Origin of the sequence: Actinoplanes lutulentus (assembly GCF_003259845.1) — a bacterium.
In the GTDB taxonomy this organism is placed as follows: domain Bacteria; phylum Actinomycetota; class Actinomycetes; order Mycobacteriales; family Micromonosporaceae; genus Actinoplanes; species Actinoplanes lutulentus.
Map to the genome: position 1 here is coordinate 113,936 of NZ_QLMJ01000026.1, position 23,862 is coordinate 137,797.

Below are 23,862 nucleotides of genomic sequence, written 5' to 3' on the forward strand. Positions count from 1 at the left end.
CGGGAGGACGCGCCCCAGCACAGAGCAGAACTCTGTCCGGGTGACCGGACCCAGCCACCTAAGTGACTCGGGTGGGAACCTAGCGGGCTCCTCTTTCGCGCCTGTGCCCTCTTTCCGGAGACCGGTTCGAGGGCATGGCGTGGTCGACTAGCGGCAAGTCTAGCAGCTCCGCTGGTGGCTCCCTCACGGGAGCCACCAGCGGGTGAAACTCAGGCTTCCGTCGCCGCCGAGTGCAAGGACCTGAGGGTACGCACACCCTCCACCGCGTAGTCCTTGTCGACCGCCTGCAACGCGTGCACCGAGACCTGATCGTCGTCGAGCAGCTCCAGGCTCGCCCAGGCCGCGTTCCGGTCGAAGCGGACCGCACGGATCACGTCCCACGGCAGGTCGTAACCGCCCACCACGTTGCGCACGTGCACGCCCTGCTCGTCAGCGGTGACCCGCGGACGGCAGAACGCCAGGATGCCCAGCCCGAGCAGGATGCCCAGCCCGATCATCGCGGCCTGGTCACCGCGCTGGAAGCTGGCCCGCGAGTTCTCGAACCCGGCGTTGCCGTGCAGGCCGAAGCTCAGGACGGTGAACAGCACCGCCACCGCGATCGCCGCCGGGATCGCCACCACCCGGATCTTCTTGGGCCGGAAGACAACCGCTGTCATCACAACCTGCAATTCGCGATGTCGGTGACGAGGATGGCACGGGCGCCCAGCTCGTACAGCTCGTCCATGATGCGGTGCACCTCGCCGCGCTGGACCATCGCCTGCACGGCGACCCAGCCCTCGCGGTGCAGCGGGGAGACCGTCGGCGACTCGATGCCCGGCGTCAGCCCGGTCGCCTGGTCCAGCAGGTCGGCCCGGACGTCGTACGCCAGCATCACGAAGTTCCGCGCCACCAGCACACCCTGCAGGCGCCGCAGCAGCTGGGCGGCGCCGGCCGGCACCTGCTCCTCACGGCCGATCAGGATGGCCGAGGACTGCATGATCGGGTCGCCGATGGTCACCAGCCCGGCCTGCCGCAGCGTCGCGCCGGTCTCGACGACGTCCGCGATCAGGTCGGCCACACCGAGACGGACCGCGTTCTCCACCGCGCCGTCCAGGCGGACGACGTCCGCCTTCACCTCGTTCTCGGCCAGGTAACGGCCGACCACACCGGGGTACGCGGTGGCGATCCGCCGGCCACCGATCTCGGCCGTGCTGGTCAGCGCGCCGGCCGGTGCGGCCCAGCGGAACGTGGCCTTGCCGAAGTTCAGGTCGAGCAACTCGGATGCCGGAACACCGGAGTCGACCAGCAGATCCCGGCCGGTGATGCCGAGGTCGAGGTCACCGGAGCCCACGTACGTGGCGATGTCCTTCGGACGGAGGTAGAAGAACTCGACGTTGTTGGCTTCGTCACGGCAGAGCAGGTCTTTGGGGTCGGTGCGCTGGCGGTACCCGGCGTCCCGCAACATCTGTGACGCCGGTGCGGACAGGGTGCCCTTGTTCGGAATGGCGATGCGCAGCATCGGACGTGCTCCTTCGATCTCTGTCAACGGGTCAGGGACGCGCGTCAGAGATGTCGGTAAACGTCCTTGAGCTCGAGTCCGGTGGCGATCATCAGCACCTGTGCCTGGTAGAGCAGCTGAGAGATCTCCTCGGCAGCCCGCTCCGGCCCCTCGTGCTCGGCCGCCATCCAGGACTCGGCGGCTTCCTCGACGACCTTCTTGCCGATGAAGTGGACTCCGCGTTCGAGCGCCGCGACCGTGCTCGAACCGGGGGTCTGTTCCGCCGCCTTGCTTTGCAACTCGGCAAACAGTTCTTCGAACGTCTTCACGGGAAACGATTGTGGCAGCTCATCACGTCTTGACGACGAACGCCCCCAGCCACTGGGACGTCTTCTAAGCTGCCCGGCATGGTCAGCCGATACACCCCCGCTGCGCTCGGCGGCGTGGCGCTCCTCTTCGCCGCCGTCACCGCCTGCTCTCCCGTGGAGGAAGATTCCTCCCCCACCGCCTCAGCGTCGTCCTCCTCGGCGGACAACTGCGCGCCCGGCAGCCTCGCCACCGAGACGCCAGGCAAGCTGACGATCGGCACCGACAACCCGGCGTACGAGCCATGGTTCAGTGACAACAAGCCGGCCAACGGCAAGGGCTACGAGTCCGCCGTGGCGTACGCCGTCGCCGACCGTCTCGGGTACCCGGCCGCCAACGTGGTGTGGGCGTCGGTGACGTTCAACAACGCGATCGCGCCCGGCCCGAAGGCCTTCGACATCGACATCAACCAGTTCTCCATCACCGACGAGCGCAAGGAGGCCGTCGACTTCTCGTCGCCGTACTACCTCGTGCGGCAGACGGTGATCGCCACCAAGGGCTCGAAGATCGCCGGCGCCACGTCGATCGCCGACCTCAAGGGCGCGAAGCTCGGCGCCCAGGTCGGCACGACCAGCTACCAGGCCGTCACCGACCTGATCAAGCCGGACGCGCAGCCGTCGGTCTACAACAACAACGACGACGCGAAAGCGGCGCTGGAGAACGGCACCATCGACGGCCTCGTCGTGGACCTGCCGACCGCGTTCTACATGACCGGTGCGGAGCTCACCGACGGCCTGATCGTCGGCCAGCTGCCCCAGGTCGGCGTGCCCGAGCAGTTCGGCATCGTGCTGGACAAGGGCTCGGCGCTGACCGGATGTGTCAGCAAGGCGGTCGATCAGCTGCGCCAGGACGGAACTCTCGCTGTACTGGAGAAGACCTGGCTCGCCGACACCGCCGGAGCGCCCGAACTCTCGTGACACACGCACCAAGCACCAGGCAACGGGAACGGATCGCCTACCGCCGCCGGAAGGCGGTCCGTTCCGTGCTGCTCGCGGCTCTCTCCACGGCCGTGGTCGGCACTCTGCTCGCCGTCGGGATCACCGGCGCTCCCGGCTGGGACCGGGTCAAGACCTCGTTCTTCGACCCGGACGCGGCCGTGGAGTACCTTCCCGAGATCCTCACCGGGCTCTGGCTCAACATCCGGCTGCTCGTGGTCTGCGCCGCGCTGGCGCTCACCCTCGGCCTGGTGGTCGCGGTCCTGCGTACCCTGCGCGGCCCGGTCTTCTTCCCGGTACGCGCGCTGGCCACCGGATACACGTACTCGTTCCGTGGCCTGCCGCTGATCATCGTGATCTATCTGTACGCGTTCGGCATCCCCGGCCTGCGTCTGCAGGGCACACCGGACGTCCTGGTCCTCGGCGCGGCCGCGATCATCGTGACGTACGGCGCCTACCTGGCCGAGGTGTTCCGGGCCGGCATCGAGTCGGTGCATCCCAGCCAGATCGCGGCGGCCCGTTCGCTGGGGCTCAGTTACCGCCAGGCGATGCGCCACGTGGTCCTGCCCCAGGCGGTACGCCGGGTCGCCCCGCCGCTGCTCAACGACACCGTGGCACTGCAGAAGGACGTCGGCCTGATCTCGCTCGCCGGTCCGATCGACGCGATCCGGGCGGCACAGATCGGTGTCGCACAGGATGCCAACTTCACCCCGTACATCGTCGCCGGGGTTCTCTTCGTCCTGCTCGCCCTGCCGCTCATCGGGGTCACCGACTGGGTGACGCTGCGCGCGGCCCGCCGCCAGAACGCGGGGTCCTGACGTGGTTCTTTCCTGCGTGGATGTCCGGAAGTCGTTCGGCGATCACGTCATCCTCGACGGGCTCACGCTGGACGTGGCCGAACACGAGGTGGTCGCCCTGATCGGCGCCTCCGGCTCGGGCAAGTCGACGCTGCTGCGCTGCGTGAACCTCCTGGAGGAGATCGACGACGGCACGATCACCCTCGACGGCGACGAGATCACCGACCCCCGGGCGAACCCCGACGCGGTACGCCAGAAGATCGGCCTGGTCTTCCAGTCCTACAACCTGTTCCCGCACATGACGGTGCTGGACAACATCACCCTGGCCCCGGTCCGGGTGCACAAACGCCCCGCGGCCGAGGCGAAGGAACAGGCGATGACCTGGCTCGACCGGGTCGGCCTGACGGCGAAGGCCTCGGCATATCCGGACCGGCTCTCCGGCGGGCAGCAGCAGCGCGTGGCGATCGTACGCGCGCTGGTGAACAACCCCCGGCTCCTGCTGCTCGACGAGGTGACCTCGGCGCTCGACCCGGAGCTGGTCGGCGAGGTGCTCACGATGATCCGTGACCTCAAGGGCGAGGGCATGACGATGGTGCTGGCCACCCACGAGATGGGTTTCGCCAAGCAGGTCGCGGACCGGGTGGCGTTCCTCGACGGCGGCAAGGTCCTCGAACAGGGGCCGCCCGCACAGGTGCTGGGCGACCCCGTCGAGGCACGCACGCGCCAGTTCCTGGCACGCATCATCGAAGCCGGGCGGCTCTGACCGGCCGTTACCGGTTGAAGATCCCCGGCTTGCCGATCTCGCGGAGGGTGAGGGCCGCGTCGAGCACGGCCACCGTGGCCTGCCAGCCCTTGTCCTCGATCGAGTCCTCCAGGCCCGCACGGTCGCGGGCCTGGCCGAGGCTCTGCACGGTGAGCACGCCGTGCGCGACAGGCGTGCCCTCGTCGAGGGCCACCCGGGTCAGACCGCTGGTGACCGCGTCGCAGACGTACTCGAAGTGCTGGGTCTCGCCCTTGATCACGACGCCGAGAGCGACCACCGCGTCGTACTTGCGGGCCAGCGCCTGAGCCACGACCGGCAGCTCGACCGAGCCGGCGACCCGGAAGACGCCCACGTCGGTCACCCCGCACGCCTCGGCAGCCGACTTGGCCCGCTCGATCATGTGCTCGACCAGGTCGTTGTGCCAGCGGGAGCCGACGATGCCGATCGAAAGCCCGGCAGCGTCGACGGGTTCCGTGTGCGGGTCACCAAAGCCAGCCATGATAAGTCCCCCTTTTTCCGTTCAATCTTCCCTTACGCGGGAACCAGATCAGCCCAATGCCTCGAACAGATGCCCCATGCGGTCGCGCTTCGTCCGCAGGTAGTGCACGTTCTCCGGGTGCAGCCGGACCGGCAGCGACTCACGGCCGGTGACACGCAGACCGTAACCCTCCAGGCCGGCCCGCTTCGCCGGGTTGTTCGTGAGCAGGCGCATCGAACGGATGCCCAGCTCGGCGAGGATCTGCGCGCCGGTGCCGTAGTCACGCGCGTCGGCCGGCAGCCCGAGCTCCAGGTTCGCGTCGACCGTGTCCAGCCCGCGGTCCTGCAGCTGGTACGCCTGAAGCTTGTGCAACAGCCCGATCCCCCGGCCCTCGTGGCCGCGCATGTAGAGCACCACGCCGCGCCCGGCCGCCGCGACCCGTTCCAGCGCCGCGTCCAGCTGCGGGCCGCAGTCGCACCGCTTCGAGCCGAAGACGTCGCCGGTGAGGCACTCGGAGTGCACCCGGACCAGCACGTCCTCGCCGTCGCCGATCTCGCCGAAGACCAGCGCCACGTGCTCGCCGTTGTCCGCCTCGGTGCGGTAACCGACAGCGGTGAAGTCGCCGTGCTCGGTCGGCAGCTTGGTCTCCACGACCCGCTCCACCTGGCGGCCCTGACGCAGGGTCAGGTACGCCACCAGCTCGGCGATGGTGACCACGGTGAGTCCGTGCTCGGCGGCGAACTTCTCCAGGTCGGGGCGGCGCTGCATGGTGCCGTCGTCGTTCACCATCTCGCAGAGCACGCCCGCGGCCCGCGCCCCGGCCAGCACCGCGAGGTCGACCGACGCCTCGGTGTGGCCCGGCCGGCGCAGCACGCCACCCGGCTTGGCCCGCAGCGGGACGATGTGACCCGGGCGGGTGAAGTCGTTCGGCTGGGTCTCCGCGGAGGCGAGCAGCCGGATCGTCCGGGCCCGGTCGGCGGCGGAGATGCCGGTGGTGCCGCCCACCCGCGCGTCCACCGTGATGGCGTACGCCGTCTTGTAGGAGTCCTGGTTATGCTCCACCATCGGCGGCAGGTCGAGGCGGTCGGCCTCAGCCTCCGGGATCGCCACGCAGACGTAACCCGACGTGTAGCGGACCATGAACGCGACCAGCTCCGGCGTGGCGTGTTCCGCCGCGAAGATCAGGTCGCCCTCGTTCTCCCGGTCCTCGTCGTCCACCACGATCACCGGCTTGCCGGCCGCGATGTCCGCGATCGCTTGCTCGATGCTCTCAAACATTGCGGCTCCCCAGCATCTTCTCGACGTACTTCGCGATCACGTCGACCTCGAGGTTGACCGGATCGCCGATGGCCTTGCTGCCCAGCACGGTGAGCTTCGAGGTGGCCGGGATCATCCCGACCGCGAAGCTGTCCGCGGTGACCTCCATGACCGTCAGCGAGACGCCGTCGACGGTGATCGAGCCTTTGTGAACCACGTACTTCTCCAGCTCGGCAGGCAGCGAGAAACGCACGATCTCCCACTGGTCGGCCGGCTCGCGGGCGATGATCCGCGCGACGCCGTCCACGTGCCCCTGCACCAGGTGACCGCCGAGGCGGCTGTTCAGCGCGGCGGCCCGCTCCAGGTTGACCTGGCTGCCGACCGCCAGCGCGCCGAGGGAGCTGCGGCGCAGCGTCTCGCCCATCACGTCGGCCGTGAAGATCCCGCCCTCGTTGTCGATGACGGTGAGACAGACGCCGTTCACCGCGATCGAGTCGCCGTGCCCCGCGTCGGACGTGACCAGCGGGCCGCGCACGGCGATGACCGCCGAGTCGCCGCCGTCGTCCGTCAGGCGAACAATCTCGCCAAGCTCTTCGACGATTCCGGTGAACATTCAGCTCTCCTTCTGCTGCGGCATTGAGAGGCTCTCCTTCTGCCGCAGCAACGCGGTGAAGCGCAGGTCGCCGCCGATCTGCGTGATCTCGGTGAACTCCAGCTCGACGGCGTCGGCGATGGTGCCGATGCTGGCGTCGATCAGGGCAGCCCGGCCGTCGCCGAGCAGTTTGGGCGCGATGTATCCGATGACCCGATCGACCAGTCCGGCGTCCAGAAAAGCGCCGGCCAGCGTCGGGCCGCCTTCCAGCAGCACATTGCGCACGTCTCGCGCGTACAGCTCGGTGAGCATCCGGCTCAGATCAACCCGGCCCGCAGGGCCGCTTCCGGCCGCGGCCGCGGTGACGATCCAGGTGGGTGCGGCGGCGTCACGCACGCGGGCGTTTTCCGGGGTACGCCCGGAGGAGTCGACCACCACACGCAGAGGCTGCTTGATCGCCAGGGTGCCGTCGCGCAAGTCACGAACGGTGAGCTGAGGGTCGTCGGCGACCACGGTGCCGACGCCGGCCACGATCGCGTCGACGGTGCTGCGCAGCACGTGCACGTCGGCCCGGGACTCGGCCGAGGAGATCCACTGGCTGGTGCCGTCGGCGGCGGCCGAGCGGCCGTCCAGCGTCGCGGCGAACTTCCAGGTCACGTACGGCCGGCCCCGGCGCACCGCGGTCAGCCAGGCGACGTTGCCGAGCTCGGCCTCCTCGCGGCGGACCCCGGTGGTCACCTCGATGCCGGCCGCCCGCATCGTGGCGGCGCCGCCGGAGGCGACCGGGTTGGGGTCGTCCACCGCGATCACCACGCGCCGCACACCGGCCGTGATCAGCGCTTCCGAGCACGGACCGGTACGCCCGGTGTGGTTGCACGGTTCGAGAGAGACGACGCAGGTCCCGCCCCGGGCCAGCTCGCCGGCCTGCGCGAGGGCGACGATTTCGGCGTGCGGGCCGCCCGCGTACACATGGAAGCCCTCACCGACGACCTCGCCGGACGCGGAGAGAAGCAGGCAACCGACGACCGGGTTGGGGCTGGTCGTGCCGAGGCCGCGGGAGGCAAGCGCGATCGCGCGGCGCATCGCCTCGTCCTCGGTCACCATCGGGCATTCCTCTCGCGCGGTACGGACACGCGCGCCGAGGATGATGGGAAACGCCGGGAATCGGACACAAGGGTACGCTTCGCGCACCCCGGTGGAGTCGCGGCCACGAGGGCACGACTCACCGATTCCGCGCGCTGTCTCCCATCCGGACTGTCTGACCAGACTTTCGCCTGATCAACCGTCGGCCCTGGAGTCTCACCAGGTCAACCGCATGTCGATGGAACGACATCCGGGTCGCGGGCTTACCGAAGCTTTCGCTCCGGATCACCGCCGGTTCGGAATTTCACCGAGTCCCGCCAGCGCGTGGTGGGTCAAGTCAGAGTCTTGCACGCAATAACGAATTTGCCACCTGGCCAGCGAGCTACCTCACATCACGTGCCCAACGGGAACATTCGGCGAACCCACCATTCCTACCAATTTGGCAGGAGTAGACAACGTCTACGATCTCCTGGTAGACATTGTCTATGGAGTCTGACCACGGATTACGGGAGCGACTGGTGCGAGCCGGCATCGACCTGGTCCGCGCCGAGGGCTCGGCTGCGCTCTCCTTGCGGGAGATCGCCCGCCGCGCCGGCGTCTCGCACGGCGCGCCCCGGCGACACTTTCCCACCCATCTGCAACTGCTCTCGACGATCGCCCGGGCCGGGTTCGCCGACCTCGCCGCCCGGGTCGCCACCGCCCTCGCCGACGCGCCGGCCGATCCGCGCGCCAGGGTGGTGCTGCTCGCCGGGGTCTACGCCCGGTTCGCCACCGAGGAGCGCGGCATGTTCGAGCTGATGTTCCGCCACGACCTGCTGGAGAGCGGCCACCTGGGGCTTCGCGGCACCAGCATGCCACTGTTCGGCCTGCTCGTGGACCTGGTCGCCGAAGCCAAGCCGGCCGACGCGCCGCCGGAGGTGACCGCCGGGGCGCTCTGGGCCGGGCTGCACGGGGTGGTCCAGTTGTGGAACTGGGGCAGTCTCCCACTCGCCACCGGCCTGCCCGGCCCCGAACCCCTGCTCGAGGCCGTGATCACCGCGCACATGGGAGGCGTTCGGTGACGCGTACCCCCGCTCTTTATGTCCTCACGAACGTGACCGTCGGCAGCACCTTGCGCCGCGTGTGGCGACCGCAGGTCGCCGGTCTGGAACACATCCCGGCAGGCGGCGCGATCCTCTGCCCGAATCATCAGACCGTCGGTGACCAGCTGTTTCTCGGGGTCACAGTGCCGCGGCACATCGCGTTCTGGGCGAAGGCCGAATATTTCCGGGCGACCGGGCCGCGGGGCTGGCTCACCCGGCACGCGGTCACCGGCATGGGCGCCATCCCGGTGGAGCGCGCCGGCGGGCGGGCCGTGCTCAGCGCGTTCGACGCGGCGGTGCCGATCCTGCGCGCCGGCGGGCTGGTCGCGGTCTTCCCGGAAGGCACCCGATCCCCCGACGGCCGTCTCTATCGAGGCCGCACCGGCGCGGTCCGCCTCGCCGCACAGGCCGGTGTCCCGATCGTCCCGGTCGGCATCCTCGGGACCCGCGAGGCCCGCCCGGCCGACATCCTGCGCCCGAAACGGCGACCGATCTCGATCACCTTCGGACCGGCGCTGGACGTGGCCGGACGTGCTCAAACCCCGCGCGAGGCCCGTGCGCGCACCGACGAGCTGATGGCGACGATCCAGGCCATGACCGGTCAGGAGTACGTGCCGGCTTACGCGCCTTCCTCGGCCTCACGGCGGCGGTCGATCGCGACGTAGGAGCCCGGCTGGGATTTCGCGACCTTCTTCATCTCCGAGGCGACCGCGATGACCACCCGGGGATCGGCGAACCGGCGGCCCTCCGAGGTCGCCTGCGCCACCCCGATCGACAGCGTGACCAGAGCGGCTTTCTGCTTGTTGCCGCGCCGGTCCGGCACCTCGATGAAACCCCGCTGGGCGTCGATCGGCTCGTAGAGGCGGTCGGCCACCCGCTCGAAATCGGTGACGGTGCGCTTGGTCAGCGGCAGGACCTGGTCCGGCGTACAGATGAAGACGAAGTCGTCGCCGCCGATGTGGCCCATGAAGATGGACGGCGGGCCGGTTTTCGCGCTGGCCCGCTGGAGGCTGCGTGCCAGCGCGATGATGAAGTCATCGCCGCGGTCGAAGCCGTAGACGTCGTTCACGCTCTTGAAGCGGTCGATGTCGATGTAACCCACCGAGTAATCGCCGCCGTTGCGCATCCGCTCGCCGATCTCCCGGCGGACCCGCGCGTTGCCCGGCAGGCCGGTCAGCGGCGACACCTCACGGGCGTCCTTGTGACGGCGCAGCGTGGTGGAGACCCGCGCGATCAGCTCGGCCGTGTCGAACGGCTTGACCAGGTAATCGTCGGCGCCGGCGGTGAGGCCGACCACCTTGTCCACGGTCATGCTCTTCGCGGTCAGCATGATCACCGGCAGCGCCGAGGTGAGCGGCTCGGCCCGGATCCGGCGGATCAGCTCGACGCCGTCCATCCGGGGCATCATCCAGTCGACCACGGCGAGACCCGGCCGGTGCGTCTCCATGACCTCGAGCGCTTCCTGACCGTCCTTGGCCCGGACCACCTCGAAGCCGTGCACCTTCAGGTTGAACTCGACGAAGCTGGCGATGTCCTGGTCGTCGTCGACCACCAGGATCAGGTCGGGACCCTCCTCGGATTCCAGCTCCGGATCGATCTCGGGGCGGGACTCAGCCGCACTCATCGCACCTTCCTGGACAGCGCCGGGGGACAGTGGTTCCGATGATGGTCCCTGAACGGGCCGTCACGCCACCCCCATCGCCCGGGCGGCGAGACCACGCAGCTTGCGGATCGCCTCGGCCGGGTCGGCGGCGCCGTAGACGGCGGTGCCCGCGACGAACGCGTCGGCGCCCGCCTCGGCGGCCTGCTCGATGGTGTCGGCCGCGATGCCGCCGTCCACCTCGATCCGGATCTCCAGGTTGTTGACCTTGGCGCGGCGGCGCACGTCACGCACCTTGTCCAGCATCTCCGGCATGAACGCCTGGCCGCCGAAACCCGCCTTGATCGTCATGATCAGGATGGTGTCGAGGTAGGGCAGCAGCTCCAGGTACGGCTCGACCGGGGTGTCCCGGTCGATCGCCAGGCCCGCCTTGGAGCCGGCCGCGCGCAGCGTTTTCGCGAGAGCCACCGGGTCGTCGCAGGCCTCGGCGTGGAAGGTGACGTTGTAGGCGCCCGCTTCGGCGTACGCCGGGGCCCAGCGCTGCGGGTCGGTGATCATCAGGTGCACGTCGAACGGGATCGCCGTGGCTTTACGCAGGCTCTGCACCACGGGAAGGCCGAGCGTCAGGTTCGGCACGAAGTGGTTGTCCATGACGTCCACGTGGACCCAGTCCGCGGCCCCTTCGATCGCCCGCACCTCCTCCCCGAGCCGGGAGAAGTCGGAAGCAAGGATGCTCGGCGCGATGATCGGCGACAGTTCCACGGCTGAAAGTGTATGGCCCGGGCGGCCGGGCGCACACTTGCCCGGTTGTATCTCACCTGGCAATGCCCTGGCCATGGGGACCATGTGCGCCACCTGTGGTCTATGTATTGTTACCCGCCATGACGCTTCTCCCCGGCCTGCGGCGGCCGGAGCCCGCCGCCCCGGCAGAGCAGGGCGGTGCCCGCCCGCGCACCAACCGGCTCGCCGCGCTCGACGGCCTGCGCCTCGTCGCGGCACTCATCGTGTCGCTGTACCACTACACCGGTTACACCCGTGGCGTCGAGGACTCCTGGGGCGTGAAGCCGGAAACCGCCTTCCCCACGCTGCATCACGTCGGTCAGTACGGCTGGATGGGCGTTCAGCTGTTCTTCATGATCAGCGGTTTCGTCATCTGCATGAGCTGCTGGGGCCGGACGCCAGGGGCGTTCTTCCAGTCCCGGATCATCCGGCTGTTCCCGGCGTACTGGGCCGCCGTGCTGATCACCACCGCGGTCATCACCATCTGGCCGGTGGTGCGCAACCCGAAGAGCTGGCACGACGTGGTCCTCAACCTGACCATGCTGCAGGCGCCGATCGGGGCCCCGCACGTGGACGCGGTGTACTGGACCCTCTGGAACGAGGCGCTCTTCTACCTGCTCTTCACCGTCGTGGTGTGGCGCGGGCTCACTCTGCGCCGCACGGTGATCTTCGGGTACTCCTGGCTGCTCGCCTCGGCGATCTCCTTCCAGACGGACTTCCCGCTGCTGAAGGTTCTGCTCCAGGCCGAGTACGCGCCGTTCTTCGTCGCCGGCATCACCCTGTACCTGATCCACCGGTTCGGGCCGGACATGCTGCTCTGGGGGCTGCTCGCGGCGTCGTTCGCGATGGCCCAGTACTGGACGTTCCGGCGGGTCGGCTACGTCGGCCGTACCCACCTGGACGCCCAGCTGTCCGGCACGGTCGGCGCGATCCTGGTGACGCTCTTCTTCCTGATCCTGCTGGCGATCGCCCTCGGGTACACCTCGCGCATCCAGTGGCGCTGGCTGACCACGGCCGGGCTGCTGACCTACCCGTTCTACCTGCTGCACGAGAACATCGGCTGGACGATCATCTACGGCATCCGCGACTTCGCGCCGCGGCCGGTGGTGCTGGCCGTCGTCATCGCGATCATGCTGGTGTCGGCGTACCTGTTGCATCGTCTGTTCGAGAAGCCGATTGCCCGGATTCTGAAGACGAAGCTCGCTGCGGCGGCGGGATCTCTCGGCCGCGGTGACCGGTACGCGTCCGCGCGCCCGGCAGCGCCGGCCGCTCCGGCCGCTGAGGTCGCGCCGGTGTCGCCCGCCCCCGTCATCCCGGGGCAGCGTGCCTCCACGGAGAACGAGGGCGTGACGGCGGTCCGATAGTTCGCTTCACACGGAAAAGGCCGGGCCCATCGGGCCCGGCCTTTTCCGTTCGTTCGTTCTTCGCGCTCTGCTCAGCTCGTGCGGCGCAGGACCGCCAGGAACATCGCGTCCGTGCCGTGCCGGTGCGGCCACAGCTGCACCGTCGGGCCGGGGCCGAGGCCCGGCATGCCCGGCGGCAGCAGCGGCCGGGCGTCCACGAAGTCCACCTCGACACCACTCCGGCGGGCGCCCTCGCTCACCGTCACCTGCGTCTCGACCATGTGCGGCGAACACGTCACGTACGCCACCACGCCACCCGGCCGGACCGCCCGCAGCGCCGCCACCAGCAGTTCCCGCTGCAGCTTCGTCAGCGGCGGCAGGTCGGCCGGCTGACGACGCCAGCGCGCCTCGGGACGACGCCGCAGCGAGCCGAGCCCGGTGCACGGCGCGTCGACCAGAACCCGGTCGAACGACTCCTCCGGCAGGTCCGGGTCACGCCCGACCGACCGGCCGTCCATCGGCAGCACCGTCACCGGCATGCCCTCGGTGGCCTGGTCGACCAGGCGGGCCCGGTGCTCGGACACCTCGACCGCGGTCACCTCGGCGCCACGGCCGGAGGCGATCGCGCCGATCAGGCCGGTCTTGCCGCCCGGGCCGGCACACAGGTCCAGCCAGCGGTTGTCCCGGCCCTCGACCGGCGCGGCCAGCAGCGCGGCCGCGACCAGCTGCGAGCCCTCGTCCTGCACGTGGGCGCGACCCTCACGGATGGCGGCCATCTCGCGCGGCGCGCCACCGTTCAGATAGACCGCGTACGGCGAGAACGCGCCGGGAACACCGTCCACCTCGTCGGCCAGGTCGATCGCGTCCGCCCGGCCGGGGCGCGCGCACAGGTGCACGGCCGGCGGCTGGTTGTCCTCGATCAGCAGGCGGGCCGTCTCCTCCAGGTCGCCGCCGAGCGCCTCGGCGAACGACCGGATGATCCACTGCGGGTGGTGGTGGATCACCGACAGGTTGGCGATCGGGTCGGCCTCGTAATCCGGCGCGACCTTGGTCAGCCACCCGTCCAGCGGCGTCTCGGAGACCGTACGCATCACCGCGTTCGCGAAACCGGAGGCTCCCGGCGCGACCGCGCGGACCAGGTCGACCGTCTGGTTCACCGCGGCGTGCGCCGGCACCCGGGTGTAGAGCAGCTGGTAGACGCCGAGCCGCAGAGCGTCCCGGGCCGGCGGGTCGATCCGGGCGACTTCCCGGCCGGCCGCGTCCGCGATGATCAGGTCGATGGTGCCGAGCGCGCGGAGCGTCCCGTACGTCAGCTCGGTCGCGAACGCCGCGTCCCGGCCGTGCAGACCCATCCCGCCGAGGATCTCGGAGAGGACCAGGTTCGCGTACGCGTCATCGCGGTGCACCGCGGCGATCGCCTCGTACGCGGCCTGGCGTGCCGGGTCGGACGGCGGGCGACCGGCGCGCGGCGCCCGGCCACTGCGGAAGTCACGCCCGTCCCTGCCGTCGCGGCCGTCACGGCCGTAACCTGGCCCCGCCGGCCGGCGCGGACCGCCGCTGTGCGGCCGCGATGCGCGATGTTCCGTCATGCGAATTTCTCCCCTGCTTGGATCCGCATGCCTCGCGCCCAGTCGGTGGCGGACATCGGTTTCTTACCGGCGGCCCGGACCTCGCCGAGAATCACCGGAGTTGTCGCGGTGCCGGCCAGCACCTGCGTACGTTCGACCAGCAGCTCACCGGGCGGAAGCGAGCCGGCGTTCGCCACCGGGCGTACCGGTCCCAGCTTCAGCCGATCGCCGCGCAGCGTCGTCCACGCGCCCGGCGCCGGAGTGCAGGCGCGGATCCGCCGGTCCACCGCGAACGCCGGGTCGTCCCAGCGGATCCGGGCGTCGTCGACGGTCAGTTTCGGCGCGAACGAGACACCGTCGGCCGGCTGCGGGTGAGCCCGGGCAGTGCCCGCCTCGATCGCGTCGAGCACCGCGACCAGCAGGCCGGCGCCCTCGACAGCGAGCCGGGCCAGCATGTCACCCGAGGTGTCGTTGAATCGGATCTGATCGGTCAGCGTGCCGTAGATCGGGCCGGTGTCCAGCCCCGCCTCCAGCTCGAAGACACTGGCGCCGGTCACCGAGTCGCCGTGCAGCACCGCGTGCTGCACCGGCGCGGCACCACGCCAGGCCGGCAGCAGCGAGAAGTGCAGGTTCAGCCAGCCGCGTTTCGGGATCTCCAGCGCGCTCGGCGGGACCAGAGCGCCGTACGCCACCACGGGCACACAGTCCGGCGCGATCTGACGCAGCCGCTCCTGGAACTCGGGGTCACGCGGTTTCTCCGGGGTGAGCACCTCGATGCCGCGCTCGTCGGCCCACGCACCGGCGGGCGAGCGGACCAGGCGGCGGCCACGGCCGGCCGGCGCGTCCGGACGGGTCAGAACCGCGACCAGCTCGTGGCGGGAGGCGGCGATCGCGTCGAGACTCGGGATCGCGACCTCGGGTGTGCCGGCGAAGACTATCCGCATGTGATCACCGCCCGAACCCGAAGATGCTGTGCGGGCTCTCCTTGACCGTCGGAGGCTTGCCGGCGTCGTACCACTCGGCGGAACGGATCTGCTTCATCGCCTCCTTGCGGGAGGCGGCGTCCAGCCGGTCCAGGAACAGAACGCCGTCGAGGTGATCGGTCTCGTGCTGCACGCAGCGGGCCATCAGGCCGGTGCCGACGAGCTGGATCGGCTCGCCGTGCTCGTTGAAACCGTTCGCGACCGCGTTCTGCCGGCGCTTGGTGTCGATGTAGATGCCGGGGATGGAGAGACAGCCCTCGGGGCCGTCCTGCTCCTCGTCGTCCGGGAAGGAGAGCACCGGGTTGACGATGTGGCCGACCACGTCGTCGACGTCGAAGGTGAAGACGCGCAGACCGACGCCGAGCTGCGGGGCGGCCAGTCCGGCGCCACCCTCGTCCTGCATCGTTTCGACCAGGTCCTTGACCAGATTACGCAGTTCCTTGTCGAAATCGACGACGGTGTCGGCCGGGGTACGCAGGACCGGGTCGCCGAAAAGACGGATGGGCTGGACGGTCACGCGGCGAAACTCCTGACTGTGGTGGCTTGCACCCGCCCAGTCTACGTTTCGTTCTTCTTACGGCTGAGGTCAGAACAGGTCGGCCGGATCCACCTGGATGCGTACCGGCTGAGCCGCCTTGCGCGTGCTGCGCATCGCGGCCGCCTCGTGCAGCGCCCGCGCCAGGTCACCGGCCTTGGATCGGGACACCCGCAGCAGCATCCGCTCCTGTTCCTCGGGGGCCTCGCCACCGTTCGCCGGTGGGCCACCGCGGGCCGGCGTTGCCGGAACCGGGCCGAGCACCTCGGCGCCGTCCGGCAGGCTCGCATGGGCCAGCAGGTCGGCCACCGCCGCCGCCGTACCGGTGACACTCGCCATCCGGGCGGCCGGTGGAAAGCCCAGCTCACGGCGTTCAGCCAGCTCACGAGCGGCGAACCAGCCCGGGTCCCAGCGCAGCAGCGCCTGCACCGGCGCGAGCGATCCGTCCGCCACGACGACCACCTTGCCGCCTTTGTTGGCCGGCTGAGCCAGCGCCGCCGCGTTCAGCCAGCGGCGCATCGTCTCCTCAGCGGCACGCAGATCGGAACGGCTCAGCAACGCCCACGCGTCGAGCAGCAGCACCGCTCCATATCCCCCGCCCTCGGCGGCCGGCTCGGCGCCGGGCGTGGAGACCACCACGGACGCGACCCCCGGGACCGTGACCAAGACCTCATCCTTGCCCGATGTGCGCACCGGCACACCCGGGAAGGCACGGCCCAGCTCCTCGGCGGTCCGCCGGGCACCGGTCACCGAGGCACGCAGCCGCCGCTCACCACAGGCCGGGCACGAGTACGCCGCCGACCCCCGGCCGCACCAGTGACAGATCGGCACGTCCCGCGCGCCCTGCAGCCCCAGCGGCCCGGCACAGTGCGGGCACCGTGCCGGCGTCCGGCACTCGGCACACGCCACCGACGGCAGATAACCCCGGCGCGGCACCTGGACCAGCACCGGAGCGTCGTTCTGCAGAGCCTGCCGCGCGGTCTGCCACGCCAGGCTGGGCAGCCGCGCACTCACCGCACCCGGGTCGCGAGCCAGCTGCGGGTCATCCCCGGTGGGCGCGATCGCCGGCGACCGCCGGCGCAGCACGGCGCGCTCCGCGACGATCTCTTTCGCCCACCCGGTCTCCAGCAACAACTGCGCTTCCCCGGTACGCGCGAAGCCCCCCACCAGCACACCGCAGTCGGCCAGCTGAGCCCGGGTGAGCAGCACCTCCCGAGCATGCGGGTAAGGCGCCCGAGGCTCGGCGAGCACATCGTCACCGTCGTCCCAGATGACCACGAGCCCGAGCTTCTCCACCGGCGCCCACATGGCCGCCCGGGTCCCGGCCACCACCGGCACCCGATGCCGGCTGGCAGCGAGAAACCGCCGGTAACGCTCGGCCGGCCCGAGAGCCGCGTTCAACGCGACGTGCCGCCCCTCACCGAGCACGGCACCGAGAGCCCGATCAACCCGGTCGAGATCCCGGGCGTCCGCGACCACGATGACAACCCCACGCCCGCCGCGCACGGTGGCAGCGGCAGCCTCAGCGATCCGGGCGGCCCAGTCCTCCCCCGGCAGCCCCGACCACACAGCCCGAGCAGCCCGCCCGTCCTCCAGAGCCCGCAGATATCCCAGCCCGGTCGCATAGGAGTCCCACCCACCCGGAGCCGGCCCCCGAATCTCCCCCAGCCCGCCCCCAGCGGCCGGGCCCACTAGCAGCGGCCCTAAGCCCGCGCCCAGCCGCGCCGCAGCCGCAGTCCCTGGCCCAGCCTCTGTCCAGGTCTCAGCCTCAATCCCAGGCCCAGCCTTAATCCGGGTCGCAGCCCCAGGCCCAGCCTCAGACCGGGCCTCAGTCCCGGGCCCAGCCTCAGTCCCGGGCCCAGCCTCAGTCCCGGGCCCAGCCTCAGTCCCGGGCCCAGCCTCAGTCCCGGGCCCGCCCTCAGTTCCGGCCTCAGCCTCGGGCTCAGCCTCAGCCGACGCCAAGTCCTCGGCCTCGTTCTCACCTGCGACCGACGCAGCAGGCTCAGCTGTGTCCGGCTCTGTTGTGTGCGGTTCTGTTGTGTGCGGCTCAGAATCCGGCGTGGCCGGGGTCGCCTCTGCGATGGTTGGCTTGGCCGGCGCGGCCTGGGTCTCGACCCGCGCGTGCCGAGGCGGAACCGCCAGCCGCAGCACGTCGGCGAGGTTGCCCGCGTAACGATCGGCGACCGCCCGCGCGAGCCTGGCGATCTCCGGATCGAGCACCCGCTCGGCCGAGACGACCTTCTCCAGATATGACAGCTTGCCGCCGTGACCGGACGACTCCACCCGCTCCAGCAGGAAGCCGCTCATCAACTGCCCGGCGAACCGCACCTTGACCCGCACACCAGGCTGCGCGGCCTCGTCGTCGGCCGCCGCCACCAGATAGTCGAACGGCCGATCGAGGTGCGGCAGCGCCACATCGACGCAGACTCGGGCGACCGGCAGCCGCTCGGCCGGTTCCCGTTCACTGCGCGCACCCTTGGTCCCCATCGCCGAACATTCTGCCCGGCCCCTACGACAACTCTGCCCGGACACCGCCCCACCACACGTGAGACACCACTCAACCCGCCACCCAAAGCTCGGCTGTACCCCACGGTCACCACGCCGTACAGCCGGCAGCCCCCAGCGCCAGCCGTCCAAACCCGGCTGTCACAGGCGGTCGCCACGCCGTACAGCCGGCAGCCCTCAGCGCCAGCCACACACCCGGCTGTCATTGGCGGTCGCCACGCCGTACGGCCGGCAGCCCTCAGCGCCGGCCAACCGCCGTGAGTGGCAAGCCCGGCCAGCGCTTACGGTCGTTGAATCGCCCAGCCGGCGACCACAAGCACAAGCCGGCCCCGCGTTGCGGTCCAGCTCCCGCCGATCTTGAGCCTTTGTGCACGCCCGGCGGTGGAGAAACGCTCAAGATCGCCACGGGCGCGTAGACCCGGGCACACGGTGGCCTCACGTGTGGCCTGGCCCACCCGCCGACAGGTCCAGCTGGCTCCGCCTCACGGGCAGCCGATCAAGCACCCACAGCCAGCCGGACGAAACGAGCTGGCTCCCAGCGCCGTCACAGCACTGACCCTGCTGGTCAAATTGAGGTAGCCATCTACCCGCGGGATGCGTGACGTCGAATCGTGGTCGGGTGTGTTCTGCCGCCGGCGGTGAGCCGTACGCCGGGACGAGCCGTAGCTCAGATAGGTCATGAGGGTGCGATTACATATCTGGCCTACGGCTCGCGCCGGCCAGCCGTAGGCCAGACACCTCATAACGGCCCGATGACCTATCTGGGCTACGGCTCGCCCCACTGAACGGCTCACCCCGCGAGCACCCCACCCGGTGCGTGTCGAGTTAAGGCGCGTATCGAACCCGAAATCAACACACCCGTCGGGAACGCGCAGTCTTGGGCCGCGGCTGCCGCCGGGCCGCGATTCGGGGACCACGATCGCCACGGAAAAGCCGAGCCGCAGAGGCGATCAAGAACGACCGTCCTCCGCCAACGAGACCTCAATGAACCAGCAGGATCAGCACCGAGCACCAGCCAGACCGTCCAGCGCCGAGCCCCCCGAGCCCCCCGAGACCCCCAGCACCCCTCAATGGGTGACGCAGCGGACCTCTTCATGCACCAAATCGATCTCCACGATGTCCGGGAACCGAAGCTCCGACCAGAACACCGCAGGATCCGCGATCTGGTACCGCGACGCCATCCACACCGTAGGCGCCAGCCCGTGCGTCCCCACGACCAAAGTCCGGCCCTGCGAAGCGGCAGCAGCCGCGTGTTTCACCATCGCCCCGTCAAAGCGCGAGATCACCGCGGAATGCGGCTCCCACCCCTCCGGGCACCCGCCCGACGCATAATCCAGGGCGGCCGAGCGATATTCGTCATCACTGAACCAGAAGTGCGGCCGATGCACCTCAGCCAGCGCGTCATCAGTCACGACGTGCTGAGCCCCGGCGATCTCCTGCATCGTCTGCGCGGCTTTCGGCTCGGTGCTGGCCACGTAATAAGCGGGATGGGAGACGTGCAGGCGCAGCAGCCGGGCGGCGACCCGGCTGTCCCACGCGAGGGGCCAGTGCTCGGAAGGAACGGCCGGGTCGACGGCCGGCATCGCGTGCCGGACGAGGATCAGCCGTTCACCCTGGACAGCCGTCATCGCCGAAGAGTAGCCCTCTGAACCATCCACAACGTTCATGCGAACAAACACGCAAATCACCGGCGCACAGATCAAAAGAGCCGGCGCCCCAACGGGCACCGGCTCCTCCAAAACCAGAAAACAACGATCAGGAAGCGGCGTTCTTCAGGTCCGCGGCCCGGTCGGTGCTCTCCCAGCGCAGCTCGGCCAGCTCCCGGCCGAAGTGGCCGTAAGCGGCGGTCTGCTGGTAGATCGGGCGCAGCAGGTCGAGGTCGCGGATGATCGCGGCGGGACGCAGGTCGAAGACCTCGTTGATCGCCTTCTCGATCCGGTCCACCGGCACGGTCTCGGTGCCGAACGTCTCGACGAACAGCGACACCGGGTGCGCCTTGCCGATCGCGTACGCCACCTGGGTCTCGCAGCGCTCGGCCAGGCCGGCGGCGACCACGTTCTTCGCCACCCAGCGCATCGCGTACGCCGCGGAGCGGTCCACCTTCGACGGGTCCTTGCCGGAGAACGCGCCGCCACCGTGGCGGGCGTAGCCACCGTAGGTGTCCACGATGATCTTGCGGCCGGTCAGGCCGGCGTCGCCCATCGGGCCGCCGATCTCGAAGCGGCCGGTCGGGTTCACCAACAGGCGGTAACCCTCGGTGTCGATGCCGAGGCTCTCCAGCTCCGGCGCGATCACGTGCTCGCGGATGTCCGGGGTGAGCAGCGACTCCAGCGAGATGTCCGCGGCGTGCTGCGACGACACCACGACGGTGTCGAGCCGCACCGGGCGCAGACCGTCGTACTCGATGGTGACCTGGGTCTTGCCGTCCGGGCGCAGGTACGGAATGGTGCCGTCCTTGCGCACGGCGGACAGCCGGCGGGCGAGCCGGTGCGCGAGGGCGATCGGCAGCGGCATCAGCTCGGGCGTCTCCGAGCAGGCGAAGCCGAACATCATGCCCTGGTCGCCGGCGCCCTGGGAGTCGAGCACGTGCTCGCTGTCACCGGAACGCAGCTCGAGGGCGCTGTCCACACCCTGCGCGATGTCCGGCGACTGCGAGCCGATCGAGACGCTGACGCCACAGGAGGCTCCGTCGAAACCCTTCTTCGACGAGTCGTAACCGATCCGCAGGATGGTGTCGCGCACGATCTTGGGGATGTCGGCGTAAGCCTGCGTGGTGACCTCACCCGCGACGTGCACCTGGCCGGTCGTGATCAGGGTCTCCACCGCGACGCGGCTGCGCGGGTCCTGCTCGAGCAGGGCGTCGAGAATGCCGTCGCTGATCTGGTCAGCGATCTTGTCCGGGTGGCCTTCCGTGACCGACTCGGAGGTGAACAGGCGGCGTGCCACGGTGCTCCTCAGATTTGTCGAATACAACGTAACGCGGAAGTGTAGTCAGCCCCGCTGGATGGCCACGGCCTGGGCATCCAGGCGTGCCACGACGTGGTCCAAAATCATATCGGCCACATCGTCTTTGGGGAGTTCACCGAAGGTGGCGGTGGATCCGTCGGCGCCCAGCAGAGTGACCGTGTTGCTGTCCTGGCCGAACACGAGGCCCGGACCCACCTCGTTAACGACGATCAGGTCGGCGCGTTTCTTCACCAGTTTGGCGCGCGCGTGCTCCAGCGCGTCATGCGTCTCGGCGGCAAACGCGACAAGCAGCTGACCAGGACGCTTCGCCGCACCCAGTTCGGCCGCGATGTCCGGGTTCACATCCAGAACGATCGGGTCGGGCGCGGAGCCCGGAAGCTTCTTGATCTTCTGCGACGAAACGACCGCCGGACGGAAGTCAGCCGGCGCGGCCGCCATGATCGTCACATCCGCCGCGGCGGACACCTCCACCGTGGCCTTGCGCAGCTCCTCCGTGGTGCCCACCCGGACGAGATCGGCGCCGGCCGGGTCCGGGAGTGACACGTTCGCCGAGACGAGTGTCACCCGGGCTCCCCGCGCGAGCGCGGCTTTTGCGAGGGCATAACCCTGTTTGCCAGAACTGCGGTTGCCGAGGAAACGCACCGGATCCAGCGGCTCCCGCGTCCCGCCTGCGGTCACCACCACGTGCCGACCAGCAAGATCAAGTTCAAGACCCCGCTTGAGTACGCGCATCGCGTACTCAAAAATCGCGACCGGATCCGGCAACCGGCCTTTCCCGGTGTCCTTGCCGGTCAGCCGCCCGACCGCCGGCTCGATGACGATGGCGCCGCGCTCGCGCAGAGTCGCCACGTTCGCCCGGGTGGCCGGGTTCTCCCACATCTCGGTGTGCATGGCCGGCGCGTACACGATCGGGCAGGTCGCCGTGAGCAGCGTGTTGGTGAGCAGGTCGTCGGCGATGCCGTGCGCGGCTTTCGCGAGGATGTCGGCGGTGGCCGGCGCGACCACGACGAGCTCGGCGGCCCGGCCGATCCGCACGTGCGGCACCTCGTGCGCGTCATCCCAGACCTCGGTGGCGACCGGGCGGCCGGAGAGCGCGGCCCAGGTCGGCTCGCCGACGAACTTGAGGGCCGACGCGGTCGGCACCACCCGCACGCCGTGCCCCGACTCGGTGAAGAGCCGCAACAGCTCGCAGGCCTTGTAGGCGGCGATCCCGCCGCACACCCCCAGGACGACCTCGGTCACGCCGCACCTCTGCGTAGCAGGAGAACCACAGATAACAATTGATCCCGCGCCCAAGACCTGGGACGCGGGATCAGCATGCTGGATCAGATTTAGATCACGGGTTGTCGGTCGGCTCGGCCGTCAGCAGGCCGGCGTTGATCTCCCGCATGGCGATGGAGAGCGGCTTCTCCTGCGGAGTGGTCTCCACCAGGGGGCCGACGTACTCCAGGAGACCCTCGCCCAGCTGGCTGTAGTAGGCGTTGACCTGGCGGGCGCGCTTGGCCGCGAAGATCACCAGCGAGTACTTCGACGAGGTCTTGTCGAGCAGCTCGTCGATCGGCGGGTTGGTGATGCCTTCGGGGTTCGCGATGGTTCCCACAGTCAGTGCTTCCTTAATGCTCGGGACTCAATGCTCGTGTGCTTGAGCTGGCGCTAAGTACGATGAACCGAGCAATCCTACCAGCTCATCGGCGGCCCGTTCGACGAAGTCGTTGACCACGGTGCGGTCGAATTCGGCCTCGGCGGCCAGCTCCTCGTCCGCGTGGGCCAGTCGGCGGCGGATGGTCTCCTCGTCGTCGGTGCCCCGGCCGATGAGACGGCGCTGGAGCTCCTCGACACTCGGCGGCGCCAGGAAGACCAGCTGGGCCTCCGGCATCGCCGCACGCACCTGACGGGCGCCCTGCAGGTCGATCTTCAAAAGAACGGGCCGGCCCTGTTGGAGCCAGCCCTCGACCTGCGCTCGCGGTGTCCCGTACAGATTGCCCGCGAATTCCGCCCACTCCAGCAGCTGACCGCCATCGATCAGGCGCTGGAACTCCAAGCGGTTCACGAAGTGGTAGTGCTCCTGGTCGGTTTCGTAGTCCCGTTTCTTACGGGTCGTCACCGAAACGGACAGCCTGATCCAAGGCGAGCGCGCCCGGATCAGCTCGATCACACTGTCCTTTCCGACCCCGGAAGGGCCGGAAAGAACGGTGAGGCGTGCTGCCGGGCGCGCGTCGTCATCCATGCTCACGGCTCATGTCTACACGAGCCCATGAGTCAGTTCGCAGCGAACTCCCCCAGGAGGGCCTTCCGCTGCTGGTCGCCAAGACCCCGGAGCCGGCGGCTCTCGGCAATCTTGAGCTTCTCCATGATCTGGGTCGCGCGGATCTTGCCGATGCCCGGCAGCGCCTGAAGCACGGCCGAGACCTTCAGCTTGCCGACGACCTCGTCGCCCTCCGCGCGGTCGAGCACGGCGGCGAGGGTGGTCTTGCCGGACTTGAGCTGTTCCTTCAGCTCAGCCCGAGCCTTGCGGACTTCCGCAGCCTTCTCCAGCGCAGCTTGGCGCTGTTCGGGGCTCAGTGACGGGAGCGGCACCAGTTCTCCTCAGGTCCCTTACGCGGCGGTGGTTCAATACCGGCGCTTCTGTGAAACGTGGTGTGCCAGGGAACCAAAGGGGCATGTGGTTCCCGGCGCCGGGAAAACTAGCGGTCAACGGCGCTTTCGGCAACGTGGGGGTACCCCGCGAACCGCTTCCTGACGCCCTGGTAC

The 23,862-nt window shown here is 69.6% G+C and carries 25 protein-coding genes and 1 riboswitch; of the genes, 6 read left to right on the forward strand and 19 right to left on the reverse strand.

What is annotated here, in order from left to right; all coding sequences use genetic code 11:
• Nucleotides 1–209 precede the first annotated feature (209 nt).
• Genes B0I29_RS40410 through B0I29_RS40420 form a run of 3 tightly spaced genes read right to left on the reverse strand, consistent with a single transcriptional unit; the run spans nt 210 to nt 1,806 of the window.
• On the reverse strand, nt 210–656 hold the full coding sequence (locus tag B0I29_RS40410) for a PH domain-containing protein (RefSeq protein WP_111654466.1): 447 nt from the start codon (nt 654–656) through the stop codon (nt 210–212).
• A complete protein-coding gene (gene hisG, locus B0I29_RS40415) occupies nt 656–1,498 on the reverse strand; it encodes an ATP phosphoribosyltransferase (protein ID WP_111654467.1) in 843 nt (280 codons plus the stop codon). The genes B0I29_RS40410 and hisG overlap by 1 nt, the downstream gene beginning before the upstream one ends.
• A 44-nt stretch (nt 1,499–1,542) precedes the next feature.
• Nucleotides 1,543–1,806, reverse strand: coding sequence for a phosphoribosyl-ATP diphosphatase (locus B0I29_RS40420; RefSeq protein WP_111654468.1), 264 nt, complete (start codon nt 1,804–1,806; stop codon nt 1,543–1,545).
• Nucleotides 1,807–1,884: 78 nt separating this feature from the next.
• Here B0I29_RS40420 and B0I29_RS40425 point away from each other — a divergent pair, with 78 nt between their 5' ends.
• Genes B0I29_RS40425 through B0I29_RS40435 form a run of 3 tightly spaced genes read left to right on the forward strand, consistent with a single transcriptional unit; the run spans nt 1,885 to nt 4,338 of the window.
• Nucleotides 1,885–2,760, forward strand: coding sequence for an ABC transporter substrate-binding protein (locus B0I29_RS40425; RefSeq protein WP_111654469.1), 876 nt, complete (start codon nt 1,885–1,887; stop codon nt 2,758–2,760).
• Nucleotides 2,757–3,596, forward strand: coding sequence for an amino acid ABC transporter permease (locus tag B0I29_RS40430; RefSeq protein ID WP_111654470.1), 840 nt, complete (start codon nt 2,757–2,759; stop codon nt 3,594–3,596). The genes B0I29_RS40425 and B0I29_RS40430 overlap by 4 nt, the downstream gene beginning before the upstream one ends.
• A gap of 1 nt (nt 3,597) precedes the next feature.
• The gene (locus B0I29_RS40435; protein WP_111654471.1) at nt 3,598–4,338 is read left to right on the forward strand and encodes an amino acid ABC transporter ATP-binding protein; all 741 of its coding nucleotides are present in this window, start codon (nt 3,598–3,600) and stop codon (nt 4,336–4,338) included.
• A 7-nt stretch (nt 4,339–4,345) separates the two neighbouring features.
• Here the strand turns inward: B0I29_RS40435 and ribH are convergent, their stop codons facing one another.
• The 4 genes from ribH to ribD are packed head-to-tail and all read right to left on the reverse strand — an operon-like array spanning nt 4,346 to nt 7,769.
• Nucleotides 4,346–4,837, reverse strand: coding sequence for a 6,7-dimethyl-8-ribityllumazine synthase (gene ribH, locus B0I29_RS40440; RefSeq protein ID WP_111654472.1), 492 nt, complete (start codon nt 4,835–4,837; stop codon nt 4,346–4,348).
• A 48-nt stretch (nt 4,838–4,885) separates the two neighbouring features.
• Nucleotides 4,886–6,094, reverse strand: a complete 1,209-nt coding sequence (locus B0I29_RS40445; protein WP_111654473.1) for a bifunctional 3,4-dihydroxy-2-butanone-4-phosphate synthase/GTP cyclohydrolase II — start codon at nt 6,092–6,094, stop codon at nt 4,886–4,888.
• Entirely contained in the window at nt 6,087–6,686 is a 600-nt protein-coding gene (locus tag B0I29_RS40450; protein ID WP_111654474.1) for a riboflavin synthase, read from the reverse strand. Before B0I29_RS40450 ends, B0I29_RS40445 begins: the two co-directional genes overlap by 8 nt.
• Complete coding sequence (ribD, locus tag B0I29_RS40455) at nt 6,687–7,769, reverse strand: bifunctional diaminohydroxyphosphoribosylaminopyrimidine deaminase/5-amino-6-(5-phosphoribosylamino)uracil reductase RibD (RefSeq protein WP_111654475.1); 1,083 nt, start codon at nt 7,767–7,769, stop codon at nt 6,687–6,689.
• A 129-nt stretch (nt 7,770–7,898) separates the two neighbouring features.
• Nucleotides 7,899–8,074, reverse strand: a riboswitch (FMN riboswitch).
• 159 nt (nt 8,075–8,233) lie between these two features.
• Between ribD and B0I29_RS40460 the strand changes: the two genes are divergently transcribed.
• Together B0I29_RS40460 and B0I29_RS40465 are read left to right on the forward strand one after the other, a co-directional pair.
• Nucleotides 8,234–8,809, forward strand: coding sequence for a TetR/AcrR family transcriptional regulator (locus tag B0I29_RS40460; RefSeq protein ID WP_111654476.1), 576 nt, complete (start codon nt 8,234–8,236; stop codon nt 8,807–8,809).
• Entirely contained in the window at nt 8,806–9,495 is a 690-nt protein-coding gene (locus tag B0I29_RS40465) for a lysophospholipid acyltransferase family protein (RefSeq protein WP_111654477.1), read from the forward strand. The genes B0I29_RS40460 and B0I29_RS40465 overlap by 4 nt, the downstream gene beginning before the upstream one ends.
• On the opposite strand, the gene B0I29_RS40470 is transcribed toward B0I29_RS40465, so the two are convergent.
• Nucleotides 9,450–10,454 carry a GGDEF domain-containing response regulator gene (locus B0I29_RS40470; RefSeq protein ID WP_181558227.1) on the reverse strand — a complete coding sequence of 335 codons (1,005 nt, stop codon included), beginning with the start codon at nt 10,452–10,454 and terminating at the stop codon, nt 9,450–9,452. The genes B0I29_RS40465 and B0I29_RS40470 overlap by 46 nt on opposite strands.
• 60 nt (nt 10,455–10,514) lie before the next feature.
• Nucleotides 10,515–11,192 carry a ribulose-phosphate 3-epimerase gene (gene rpe / locus B0I29_RS40475; protein WP_111654478.1) on the reverse strand — a complete coding sequence of 226 codons (678 nt, stop codon included), beginning with the start codon at nt 11,190–11,192 and terminating at the stop codon, nt 10,515–10,517.
• A 119-nt stretch (nt 11,193–11,311) separates the two neighbouring features.
• Between rpe and B0I29_RS40480 the strand changes: the two genes are divergently transcribed.
• Complete coding sequence (locus B0I29_RS40480; RefSeq protein ID WP_245973149.1) at nt 11,312–12,574, forward strand: acyltransferase family protein; 1,263 nt, start codon at nt 11,312–11,314, stop codon at nt 12,572–12,574.
• Nucleotides 12,575–12,645: 71 nt separating this feature from the next.
• Here the strand turns inward: B0I29_RS40480 and B0I29_RS40485 are convergent, their stop codons facing one another.
• The 10 genes from B0I29_RS40485 to mihF all read right to left on the reverse strand — a co-directional run bounded on the left by B0I29_RS40485 (nt 12,646) and on the right by mihF (nt 23,688).
• A complete protein-coding gene (locus B0I29_RS40485; RefSeq protein ID WP_111654480.1) occupies nt 12,646–14,142 on the reverse strand; it encodes an RsmB/NOP family class I SAM-dependent RNA methyltransferase in 1,497 nt (498 codons plus the stop codon).
• Nucleotides 14,139–15,065 carry a methionyl-tRNA formyltransferase gene (gene fmt / locus B0I29_RS40490; protein ID WP_111654481.1) on the reverse strand — a complete coding sequence of 309 codons (927 nt, stop codon included), beginning with the start codon at nt 15,063–15,065 and terminating at the stop codon, nt 14,139–14,141. The genes B0I29_RS40485 and fmt overlap by 4 nt, the downstream gene beginning before the upstream one ends.
• 4 nt (nt 15,066–15,069) lie before the next feature.
• Nucleotides 15,070–15,621, reverse strand: a complete 552-nt coding sequence (gene def, locus B0I29_RS40495; protein WP_111654482.1) for a peptide deformylase — start codon at nt 15,619–15,621, stop codon at nt 15,070–15,072.
• 69 nt (nt 15,622–15,690) lie between these two features.
• Nucleotides 15,691–18,126, reverse strand: a complete 2,436-nt coding sequence (locus B0I29_RS40500) for a primosomal protein N' (protein ID WP_111654483.1) — start codon at nt 18,124–18,126, stop codon at nt 15,691–15,693.
• Nucleotides 18,127–19,211: 1,085 nt separating this feature from the next.
• Entirely contained in the window at nt 19,212–19,772 is a 561-nt protein-coding gene (locus B0I29_RS40505; RefSeq protein WP_111654484.1) for a histidine phosphatase family protein, read from the reverse strand.
• 127 nt (nt 19,773–19,899) lie between these two features.
• Nucleotides 19,900–21,090, reverse strand: a complete 1,191-nt coding sequence (gene metK, locus B0I29_RS40510) for a methionine adenosyltransferase (RefSeq protein ID WP_111654485.1) — start codon at nt 21,088–21,090, stop codon at nt 19,900–19,902.
• Nucleotides 21,091–21,135: 45 nt separating this feature from the next.
• Nucleotides 21,136–22,353: a bifunctional phosphopantothenoylcysteine decarboxylase/phosphopantothenate--cysteine ligase CoaBC gene (gene coaBC, locus B0I29_RS40515; RefSeq protein WP_111654486.1), complete on the reverse strand. Its 1,218-nt coding sequence runs from the start codon at nt 22,351–22,353 to the stop codon at nt 21,136–21,138.
• Nucleotides 22,354–22,447: 94 nt separating this feature from the next.
• Nucleotides 22,448–22,711 (reverse strand): DNA-directed RNA polymerase subunit omega, encoded by a 264-nt coding sequence (rpoZ, locus tag B0I29_RS40520; protein WP_014446315.1) that lies wholly within the window; start codon nt 22,709–22,711, stop codon nt 22,448–22,450.
• A 27-nt stretch (nt 22,712–22,738) separates the two neighbouring features.
• Entirely contained in the window at nt 22,739–23,338 is a 600-nt protein-coding gene (gmk, locus tag B0I29_RS40525) for a guanylate kinase (protein WP_111654487.1), read from the reverse strand.
• A 32-nt stretch (nt 23,339–23,370) separates the two neighbouring features.
• Complete coding sequence (mihF, locus tag B0I29_RS40530; RefSeq protein WP_111654488.1) at nt 23,371–23,688, reverse strand: integration host factor, actinobacterial type; 318 nt, start codon at nt 23,686–23,688, stop codon at nt 23,371–23,373.
• Nucleotides 23,689–23,862: the final 174 nt, after the last annotated feature.

What these genes read in the sequence shown, in the direction of transcription:
- B0I29_RS40410 (WP_111654466.1), bottom strand. Translation starts at nt 656, where the DNA reads ATGACAGCGGTTGTCTTCCGGCCCAAGAAGATCCGGGTGGTGGCGATC.
- B0I29_RS40460 (WP_111654476.1), top strand. Translation starts at nt 8,234, where the DNA reads ATGGAGTCTGACCACGGATTACGGGAGCGACTGGTGCGAGCCGGCATC.
- B0I29_RS40485 (WP_111654480.1), bottom strand. Translation starts at nt 14,142, where the DNA reads ATGACGGAACATCGCGCATCGCGGCCGCACAGCGGCGGTCCGCGCCGG.
- B0I29_RS40500 (WP_111654483.1), bottom strand. Translation starts at nt 18,126, where the DNA reads ATGGGGACCAAGGGTGCGCGCAGTGAACGGGAACCGGCCGAGCGGCTG.
- fmt (WP_111654481.1), bottom strand. Translation starts at nt 15,065, where the DNA reads ATGCGGATAGTCTTCGCCGGCACACCCGAGGTCGCGATCCCGAGTCTC.
- gmk (WP_111654487.1), bottom strand. Translation starts at nt 23,338, where the DNA reads ATGGATGACGACGCGCGCCCGGCAGCACGCCTCACCGTTCTTTCCGGC.
- ribH (WP_111654472.1), bottom strand. Translation starts at nt 4,837, where the DNA reads ATGGCTGGCTTTGGTGACCCGCACACGGAACCCGTCGACGCTGCCGGG.
- B0I29_RS40450 (WP_111654474.1), bottom strand. Translation starts at nt 6,686, where the DNA reads ATGTTCACCGGAATCGTCGAAGAGCTTGGCGAGATTGTTCGCCTGACG.
- B0I29_RS40445 (WP_111654473.1), bottom strand. Translation starts at nt 6,094, where the DNA reads ATGTTTGAGAGCATCGAGCAAGCGATCGCGGACATCGCGGCCGGCAAG.
- ribD (WP_111654475.1), bottom strand. Translation starts at nt 7,769, where the DNA reads ATGGTGACCGAGGACGAGGCGATGCGCCGCGCGATCGCGCTTGCCTCC.
- B0I29_RS40470 (WP_181558227.1), bottom strand. Translation starts at nt 10,454, where the DNA reads ATGAGTGCGGCTGAGTCCCGCCCCGAGATCGATCCGGAGCTGGAATCC.
- B0I29_RS40425 (WP_111654469.1), top strand. Translation starts at nt 1,885, where the DNA reads ATGGTCAGCCGATACACCCCCGCTGCGCTCGGCGGCGTGGCGCTCCTC.
- hisG (WP_111654467.1), bottom strand. Translation starts at nt 1,498, where the DNA reads ATGCTGCGCATCGCCATTCCGAACAAGGGCACCCTGTCCGCACCGGCG.
- B0I29_RS40505 (WP_111654484.1), bottom strand. Translation starts at nt 19,772, where the DNA reads ATGACGGCTGTCCAGGGTGAACGGCTGATCCTCGTCCGGCACGCGATG.
- B0I29_RS40480 (WP_245973149.1), top strand. Translation starts at nt 11,312, where the DNA reads ATGACGCTTCTCCCCGGCCTGCGGCGGCCGGAGCCCGCCGCCCCGGCA.